The 8,285-nt window shown below is 48.7% G+C and carries 10 protein-coding genes; all 10 read left to right on the forward strand.

The window, feature by feature from the left end; translation table 11 throughout:
* Window positions 1-245, forward strand: a 245-nt coding sequence (locus A4U59_RS22070) for a hypothetical protein (protein WP_211274963.1), incomplete at its 5' end; no start/stop codon positions are given.
* A gap of 155 nt (window positions 246-400) precedes the next feature.
* Window positions 401-1,825, forward strand: coding sequence for an aminodeoxychorismate synthase, component I (pabB, locus tag A4U59_RS17765; protein WP_066175034.1), 1,425 nt, complete (start codon window positions 401-403; stop codon window positions 1,823-1,825).
* The gene (gene pabA, locus A4U59_RS17770; RefSeq protein ID WP_066175037.1) at window positions 1,822-2,421 is read left to right on the forward strand and encodes an aminodeoxychorismate/anthranilate synthase component II; all 600 of its coding nucleotides are present in this window, start codon (window positions 1,822-1,824) and stop codon (window positions 2,419-2,421) included. The genes pabB and pabA overlap by 4 nt, the downstream gene beginning before the upstream one ends.
* Complete coding sequence (gene pabC / locus A4U59_RS17775; protein WP_066175039.1) at window positions 2,406-3,284, forward strand: aminodeoxychorismate lyase; 879 nt, start codon at window positions 2,406-2,408, stop codon at window positions 3,282-3,284. The genes pabA and pabC overlap by 16 nt, the downstream gene beginning before the upstream one ends.
* A gap of 2 nt (window positions 3,285-3,286) precedes the next feature.
* The gene (gene folP / locus A4U59_RS17780) at window positions 3,287-4,114 is read left to right on the forward strand and encodes a dihydropteroate synthase (protein WP_066175052.1); all 828 of its coding nucleotides are present in this window, start codon (window positions 3,287-3,289) and stop codon (window positions 4,112-4,114) included.
* Window positions 4,115-4,171: 57 nt separating this feature from the next.
* Window positions 4,172-4,534, forward strand: coding sequence for a dihydroneopterin aldolase (gene folB / locus A4U59_RS17785; RefSeq protein WP_066175042.1), 363 nt, complete (start codon window positions 4,172-4,174; stop codon window positions 4,532-4,534).
* Window positions 4,531-5,061, forward strand: coding sequence for a 2-amino-4-hydroxy-6-hydroxymethyldihydropteridine diphosphokinase (gene folK / locus A4U59_RS17790; protein WP_066175043.1), 531 nt, complete (start codon window positions 4,531-4,533; stop codon window positions 5,059-5,061). Before folB ends, folK begins: the two co-directional genes overlap by 4 nt.
* A complete protein-coding gene (locus A4U59_RS17795; protein ID WP_066175046.1) occupies window positions 5,013-5,216 on the forward strand; it encodes a helix-turn-helix domain-containing protein in 204 nt (67 codons plus the stop codon). The genes folK and A4U59_RS17795 overlap by 49 nt, the downstream gene beginning before the upstream one ends.
* 18 nt (window positions 5,217-5,234) lie before the next feature.
* On the forward strand, window positions 5,235-6,233 hold the full coding sequence (dusB, locus tag A4U59_RS17800) for a tRNA dihydrouridine synthase DusB (RefSeq protein WP_066175048.1): 999 nt from the start codon (window positions 5,235-5,237) through the stop codon (window positions 6,231-6,233).
* Window positions 6,234-6,414: 181 nt separating this feature from the next.
* Window positions 6,415-7,905 carry a lysine--tRNA ligase gene (gene lysS, locus A4U59_RS17805; protein WP_066175050.1) on the forward strand — a complete coding sequence of 497 codons (1,491 nt, stop codon included), beginning with the start codon at window positions 6,415-6,417 and terminating at the stop codon, window positions 7,903-7,905.
* Window positions 7,906-8,285: the final 380 nt, after the last annotated feature.

An 8,285-nucleotide genomic window follows, 5' to 3' on the forward strand; every position in this document is an offset into this window, starting at 1 on the left:
TTAGGCGTGAAAGCAGCCGATTACCGCGTGAAACAAGCGGACATACGCGTGAAATACTTGTTATACGGCATGAAAACCGGCAAATGGGCCAGACCGTCCAAGCGTCCCGCGTGAATCGTGGAGGATACCGCATCAATCTTGATCCGTATGGAGTGAAAAGCGCCAAAAAACTGCAAAAAAGACAACCCGTACTTGTACAAAAGCAAAAAACATCATCACATTCTCTTTTCGGAAAAAATCAGTAAGCTGCTTAGTGTCAGCATCCCTCGGGCCGCCTTTGCAAATTCAGCATCAACGGTTTCTGCACAGCCGGCACCGCCCTGGAAAAATTCTTTGGGATGTCGTTTTTCCCTCTACTCCCTTATAATAAAAAACATGAAATGTTACAGGAGAGTGAACAATGAAAAGAACAGAAGCTGTTGCATACGAAGCGATTCCATTTGAACGGGAAGACGTTTTCATATCATATAAAATACTTGCCCGCGGAAAACCATATTCGGTTATCCTTGAAAGCGGCCAGCGCGGGGATTACACAATAGTCGGACTTGATCCGGATGCTGTCCTGAAAGGGAAAAACGGCAAGTTGTCGATCACCCAAAACGGGGTGGTTACGACTATCGAAGGGGATGTCCTATCCTCCATGAAAATGTTCATGGGACAATTTGATGAAACGCCGATATCCGGGCTTCCTGATTTCCAGGGTGGTGCTGTCGGATACTTAAGCTATGATTATGTACGCGAAATCGAAGAATTGCCATCCTTGAGCACTGATGATCTTGAGATGCCAGATCTGTATTTTGCGGTGTACCGTGATGTGTTTGTATATGACCATCAGGCTGAGAAGTTTTTTCTCATTGCGCGTGCTGACACTTTAAAACAGGCAGAGGAAAAAGCGGCAGCGTACAAAGCGATGTGGTTGGACGCGTCCTCCTTAGTAGAACCTGCTAATGGGGAGCCAAACCCGCTGCCGGCAAACCATTCACTTTCTGTTTCAATGGATGAAGCCGCCTTTATGAATGCGGTTGAGGCTGTTCAGGAATATATAAGGTCTGGCGATGTTTTCCAGGTAAACCTTTCTGTCCGTCAGACACAGCCGCTGTTGACGGAGCCGCTGGCAATTTATGAGGAATTGAGAAAGCTTAACCCTTCTCCATATATGGGCTATCTGCATTTTCCCGAGTTCCAGCTTGTCAATGGTTCACCGGAATTGCTTGTAAAGAAAAAAGGTTCGTCTGTCAGCACCCGCCCGATCGCCGGCACCAGATCCCGTGGTAAAACCGAAGAAGAGGATTTCTCACTTGCGTCTGAACTGATCAACAATGAAAAAGAGCGGGCTGAACACGTCATGCTCGTCGATCTGGAGCGGAATGATCTTGGTAAAGTATGCCGCTACGGTACGGTAACAGTCGATGAGTTTATGACAATTGAGCGGTATTCCCATGTCATGCATATCGTGTCAAATGTGACAGGGCAGCTTGCCGGCGGATATGACGGCTATGATTTGATCAGGGCGGCGTTTCCGGGCGGCACAATTACCGGCGCCCCCAAGGTGAGGACAATGGAAATCATCGAAGAACTCGAACCCGTCCGCCGGGGTGTATACACCGGTTCAATCGGCTGGGTAGGGTTTTCGGGTGACCTTGAAATGAACATCACCATCAGGACGCTTGTCGCAAAGGATGGACAGGCCCATGTCCAGGCGGGTGCCGGCATCGTCATCGATTCACACCCGAAACATGAATATAAAGAATCGCTTAAAAAGGCAAAGGCGCTCTGGACTGCGAAACAACAGAGCGAACAGCAGGAAAGGGGCATCGGCTTATGATTCTGATGATCGATAACTATGATTCATTTACGTACAATCTCGTCCAATATCTTGGGGAGCTCGGCGAAGAGGTGGTTGTCCGGCGGAATGATAAAATCAGCATCGGAGAAATTGAGGGGTTGGCCCCTGATGTGATCGTCATCTCTCCAGGACCGTGCACACCAAATGAAGCAGGGGTAAGCCTTGAAGCCATCAGGCATTTTGCAGGCACCATCCCGATTTTCGGCGTCTGCCTCGGTCATCAGTCGATTGCGCAGGCCTTCGGGGGAGAGGTTGTCCGGGCAGAGCGCTTGATGCACGGAAAAACATCCCCGGTGTTTCATGACGGCAAAACAATTTTCGAAAACATGGCCCGTCCGTTTCAGGCGACAAGATATCACTCGCTGATCGTCAAACGTGAATCTCTTCCTGATTGCTTTGAAATCTCGGCATGGACCGAAGAGGGTGAAATCATGGCGATCCGCCATAAAATGATGAAGGTTGAAGGTGTGCAATTTCACCCTGAATCGGTCATTACCGAAGACGGCATCGAACTGCTGCGGTCGTTCGTGTCCAGACATTCGCCTGGGAGCAACCTGGTATGCACATCTACCTGAATGGAGACATCCTTCCTGAAAAAGAGGCTGCAATTTCGCCGCTTGACCATGGGTATATGTACGGATTGGGCCTGTTTGAAACCTTCCCTGTGTACGGAAGGTGCCCGTTTTTGTTGGATGATCATTTGAAGCGCCTTCATGACGGACTTTCTGAGCTTGGCATCATGTTACAATGGAGCCGTGAACAGATCATAGAAAATCTTAACCGGCTGCTTGCTGCCAACGGACTTGAAAATGCTTATGTGCGCCTGAATGTTTCAGCCGGCAACGGGGCCGTCGGGCTGCAGACGGAACCTTACCGGCAGCCGACCCGCATCATCTACATGAAACCGCTCGATCCGACAGCCGGCATGCCGGAAAAAAGCGCGGTGTTCCTGAAAACGAAACGCAACACACCCGAGGGAAAGAGCAGGCTGAAATCCCATCATTATATGAACAACATCCTGGCCAAACAGGAAATCGGGGGAACCCCCGGCATTGAAGGTATTTTTCTTACCGAAAACGGATTTTTGGCCGAAGGCATCGTCTCCAACCTTTTCTGGATGAAAAACGGAAAGCTTTATACACCAGCTGTTGAAACCGGTATTCTTGCGGGAATCATGCGGAAATTCGTGCTTGCCCTTGCCCGCCAGGCCGGTATTCCCGCAGCGGAAGGGTTTTACCGGAAGAAAGAGCTTCTGGAGAGTGATGAAGCATTTATAACGAATTCCATCCAGGGAATTGTCCCGCTCGATAAAATCGGGACAACCGAATTGCCTGGCAAACGCGGGGCGGCTGCAATGGACTTATATAAAAAATATATCCAGGCCAGAACCAATCTCTGGTCAATCTATGATCTACAGAGTGGAGGACGGTCTCAGTGATAATGAACGTTGGACAAAAGAAATTCAACCTTGCTGAAAAAACATTAATTATGGGGATCGTGAATGTGACACCGGACTCATTTTCGGATGGAGGCCGCTATAATGAACTAGACAGGGCTGTCGAACATGCCCGCAAGCTCGCAGCGGACGGAGCGGATATTCTTGATATCGGCGGGGAATCAACCAGACCGGGGCATGAGAAAGTATCCGAAGAAGAAGAACTGGAACGTGTGATTCCGGTAATCGAAGCTATTTCCAGCCAGGTCGATGTGCCGATTTCAATCGATACTTACAAAGCGGAAGTCGCCAGGCAAGCCATTGCCGCCGGTGCGGACATCATCAATGACGTTTGGGGAGCAAAAGCCGATCCAAACATGGCCAAAGTCATGGCGGACGCTGAGGTGCCCGTTATCTTGATGCATAACCGCGAAAATATGGATTACTCAGATATTTTGACGGATATGATGGCAGACTTAAATGAAAGTATCGGACTTGTAAAAAAAGCCGGCGTCAAAGACAGTAATATCATACTTGATCCCGGCATCGGATTTGCAAAAACATTCGAGCATAACTTGCTTGTAATGAGAAGGCTTGATGAACTCAAGGTGCTCGGCTATCCGCTCCTGCTCGGCACCTCGAGGAAACGATTTATCGGAACTGTCCTCGATCTTCCGACAGATGAGAGGGTGGAAGGAACCGGCGCGACAACATGCCTGGGCATCCAAAAAGGCTGCAGCATCGTCCGGGTCCATGATGTGAAAGAAAACGCGCGGATGGCTAAAATGATGGATGCGATGCTCGGAAAGCCGTTTTCTTCACACGGAAGCTGAATACCGCATGCCGCCTGGTGCCCAATGAATTACAGCATTACAAGGAGTGAATGCAAAGTGGATAAAATTCATGTGAATCGGATGAGTTTTTACGGCTATCATGGCGTATTTTCCGAAGAAAACAAACTTGGCCAGCGCTTTTATGTCGACCTTGTGCTGGAAATGGATTTGACACCTGCCAGTAAAACCGATGACCTTACGAAAACCGTAAACTATGCCGACATATATGAAAAAGTGAAAGAGATCGTGGAAGGGCCGCCCCGCAAATTGGTCGAAACCGTTGCAGAGGAAATCGCCGCAGCAATCCTCGGTTCGTTTGCGCCTGTTCAAATTTGCACGGTGAAGGTCATCAAGCCCGACCCGCCGATTAATGGCCACTATGACTCGGTCGCAATCGAAATGACGAGGGCTCGGCAATGAAAAAGGCAGCAGCTTATATCGCCCTCGGATCAAATGTCGGTGACCGTGCCGGTTTTTTACAGCAGGCTCTCAGAAAGATTGATGAAACAGAAGGCATCACCATTACAGGGACATCATCCATTTATGAAACCGAGCCGGTGGGATATACCGATCAGGGCCGTTTTCTGAATATGGTCATTGAAGCGGCAACCGATCTCAATCCGTTCCAATTATTGGACAGGCTTCTTCAAATCGAGCAGAAAAGCGGGCGGACGAGGGATGTGAGATGGGGCCCGCGCACATTAGACCTTGACATTTTACTCTATAACCAAGAAAATATTGAAACAGAGCGGTTGATCATTCCGCATCCGCGGATGACCGGCCGGGCTTTTGTAATGATTCCGTTAGTTGAGATCAATCCGAATGTCCGCATACCGGCTATTGAACAATCGTTGCCGGCATTGATCGATGAACTCCCGGATAAAGAAGGGGTAAGCATATGGAAGCAGAAAAATGGGGCCGCAGAATACGGGCTTTTCGAAAGCTGAAAGGCTATACACAGGAAGAGTTTGCAAAGAAAACCGGCATTTCCCTTTCCATATTTGGGGAAATAGAAAGAGGGAACCGCAAGCCTTCACCTCAAACGGTGCTTCTCATTTCGGAAAAACTTGGCGTGCCGGCAGACGAATTGACGCCTGATTAAAATGAAAGAGGTGATATCATGTTCAAAATCGGCGATATCGAACTGAAAAACCGTGTTGTGCTCGCACCCATGGCGGGTGTATGCAACTCGGCATTCCGCCTGACCGTCAAAGAGTTCGGGGCAGGACTTGTCTGTGCCGAAATGGTGAGTGACAAAGGAATTCTGTTCAATAACGAAAAAACGATGAACATGCTATATATAGATGAACGGGAAAAACCGCTGAGCCTGCAAATTTTCGGCGGGGAAAAAGACACACTTGTCGAGGCTGCCAAATTCGTGGATAAAAACACAACAGCCGATATTATCGATATAAACATGGGCTGCCCGGTCCCGAAAATCACAAAATGTGATGCCGGAGCGAAATGGCTCCTGCAGCCTGAAAAAATCTATGAACTCGTTTCCGCTGTTGTCGATGCAGTCGATAAGCCGGTTACGGTGAAAATGAGGATGGGCTGGGATGACAAGACGATCTATGCCATCGAAAACGCCCGGGCCGTTGAACGGGCAGGCGGGAAAGCTGTATCCCTTCATGGCCGTACACGCGTCCAGATGTATGAAGGACATGCCAACTGGGATATCCTGAAGGACGTCAAGGAAGCTGTCAGCATTCCGGTAATCGGAAATGGTGACGTCCAGACACCGCAGGATGCAAAGCGCATGCTCGATATGACCGGTGTCGACGGTGTCATGATCGGCAGAGCTGCACTGGGCAACCCGTGGATGATTTACCGTACCGTCAAGTTTCTTGAGACAGGAGAACTCATCGGCGAACCGACCGCCCGTGAAAAAATCGATGTGTGCATCCTTCATATGGACCGCTTAATCGATTTGAAGAACGAACATGTTGCCGTGATGGAAATGCGCAAACATGCAGCCTGGTATTTGAAAGGGCTGCGCGGCAATGCCAAAGTGCGCAACAAAATCAATGAATGCAGCACAAGGGAAGAAATCGTTGGCCTTCTGAACGGCTATGTTGAAAAGATTGAAGCAGAACAGGCGGACATCCAGGCTGGATAAGGAAATCGTTTGACAGCCGGGCTATGCTCGCCTATAATACCCATATTGATTGTCGGATTTCATACTGCCAGGAGACTGGCAGTTTTTCTGCGTTTTAGAATCACCCAGCTTCCATAGCCGCTGTCCAAAAGATCGTTTACCTTTTGGGCATTTTCTACAACTAACAATTGGAGATGATGTCATGAGTCATGAAGAATTGAATGACCAGCTGCGTGTCCGCAGGGAAAAAATGTCCCACCTCCGTGATATGGGGATCGATCCGTTCGGACGCCGCTTCCAACCGTCCCATCACAGCCTTGAACTTCAAAAGGAATACGGGGACCTTACGAAAGAAGAGCTGGAAGAAAAAGAAATACAGGTATCTGTCGCCGGCCGGGTAATGACAAAACGCGGCAAAGGTAAAGCAGGCTTCGCCCATATCCAGGATCTGACCGGGCAAATCCAGCTATATGTAAGGAAAGACCGCCTCGGTGAAGAAAGGTATGAGGTTTTCAGCAGCAGCACCGACCTTGGGGATATCGTCGGGGTTACCGGAACGCTTTTCAAAACGAAAGTCGGCGAACTTTCCATTAAGGTGGATACGTTCGAAATGCTGTCCAAATCACTGAAGCCGCTGCCGGAAAAATTCCACGGCTTGAAAGACGTAGAACAAAGATACCGCCAGCGTTATCTGGACCTTATTACAAACATGGAAAGCCGTGAAACATTCATCCTGAGGAGCAAGATTCTTCAATCGATGCGCCGCTACCTTGATGACAGAGGCTATCTTGAAGTTGAAACGCCAATGATGCACTCGATTCCGGGCGGAGCTTCGGCGCGTCCGTTTATCACACATCATAATGCGCTCGATATGCAGCTTTACATGCGTATCGCGATTGAACTTCATCTGAAACGGCTGATTGTCGGCGGCCTTGAAAAGGTATATGAAATAGGCCGTGTATTCCGGAATGAAGGGGTCTCAACCCGGCACAATCCGGAATTTACGATGATCGAGCTTTATGAAGCATATGCCGATTTCCAGGATATCATGGAGCTCACCGAAAACTTGATTGCCCATATTGCGGAGGATGTTCTCGGTTCAACGACTGTCCTTTATGATGGACAGGAAATCGACCTGAAGCCGAAGTGGGCCCGCCTCCATATGGTTGATGCGATAAAAGAGGAAACAGGAGTCGACTTCTGGCAGCAAATGAGTGATGACGAAGCTCGGGCGTTAGCAAAGGAACACGGGGTTGAAATCAAAGACACGATGACTTTCGGACACATCGTCAACGAATTCTTTGAGCAAAAAATCGAGGAAAAACTCATCCAGCCTACGTTTGTCTACGGACATCCGGTTGAGATTTCCCCGCTTGCCAGAAAAAATGAAGAAGACCCGCGGTTCACGGACCGGTTTGAACTATTCATTGTCGGCCGCGAACACGCTAATGCATTTACGGAACTGAACGATCCGATTGATCAGCGCGAACGCTTTGAGGCGCAGTTGAAAGAACGGGAAGAAGGAAACGATGAAGCCCATATGATGGACGAAGACTTCCTCGAATCCCTCGAATACGGAATGCCGCCGACAGGCGGACTTGGAATCGGCATTGACCGTCTTGTCATGCTGCTGACCAATTCCCCTTCAATACGGGACGTTCTATTATTCCCGCAAATGAGGCATCGCGATTAATGATGGAAAAGCCCGCCAGGTTAAGGCGGGTTTTTTGCTTGATAGGAATGTTTAAAAATCTGTAAGGAATTATGCTTAAGAATGTTGGTCAGGGCTGGCTGCACCTCTGTCTCCGCCAAATTGTCAGCGGGTTTTCTCATGGTCTGGCAATCAGGATGAAACGTGTCGCTTGATTGATAGGCTGGGAATTCCGCTTATCGGTGATCAAAGCAGGGCTAAGTAAAAACAAGGTATATTTGGATAACAATTCTTTTAAAAAAACCTTGCATTGAGCACTTGACCATGATAAATTAATATTCGCTGCTAAATTGCCGGGTTGCCTGGCAGACAGAAATTAAGCAGCACATCCTAAAAATATGTTGACTTCAATTGGCCAGCAT

Source organism: Bacillus marinisedimentorum (assembly GCF_001644195.2).
Taxonomy (GTDB): Bacteria; Bacillota; Bacilli; order Bacillales; family Bacillaceae_O; genus Bacillus_BL; species Bacillus_BL marinisedimentorum.

Excerpts from the sequence above, each read along its gene's own strand:
- dusB (WP_066175048.1), top strand. The coding sequence starts at position 5,235 with ATGTTCAAAATCGGCGATATCGAACTGAAAAACCGTGTTGTGCTCGCA.
- pabB (WP_066175034.1), top strand. The coding sequence starts at position 401 with ATGAAAAGAACAGAAGCTGTTGCATACGAAGCGATTCCATTTGAACGG.
- pabC (WP_066175039.1), top strand. The coding sequence starts at position 2,406 with ATGCACATCTACCTGAATGGAGACATCCTTCCTGAAAAAGAGGCTGCA.
- folK (WP_066175043.1), top strand. The coding sequence starts at position 4,531 with ATGAAAAAGGCAGCAGCTTATATCGCCCTCGGATCAAATGTCGGTGAC.
- pabA (WP_066175037.1), top strand. The coding sequence starts at position 1,822 with ATGATTCTGATGATCGATAACTATGATTCATTTACGTACAATCTCGTC.
- lysS (WP_066175050.1), top strand. The coding sequence starts at position 6,415 with ATGAGTCATGAAGAATTGAATGACCAGCTGCGTGTCCGCAGGGAAAAA.
- A4U59_RS17795 (WP_066175046.1), top strand. The coding sequence starts at position 5,013 with ATGGAAGCAGAAAAATGGGGCCGCAGAATACGGGCTTTTCGAAAGCTG.
- folP (WP_066175052.1), top strand. The coding sequence starts at position 3,287 with ATGAACGTTGGACAAAAGAAATTCAACCTTGCTGAAAAAACATTAATT.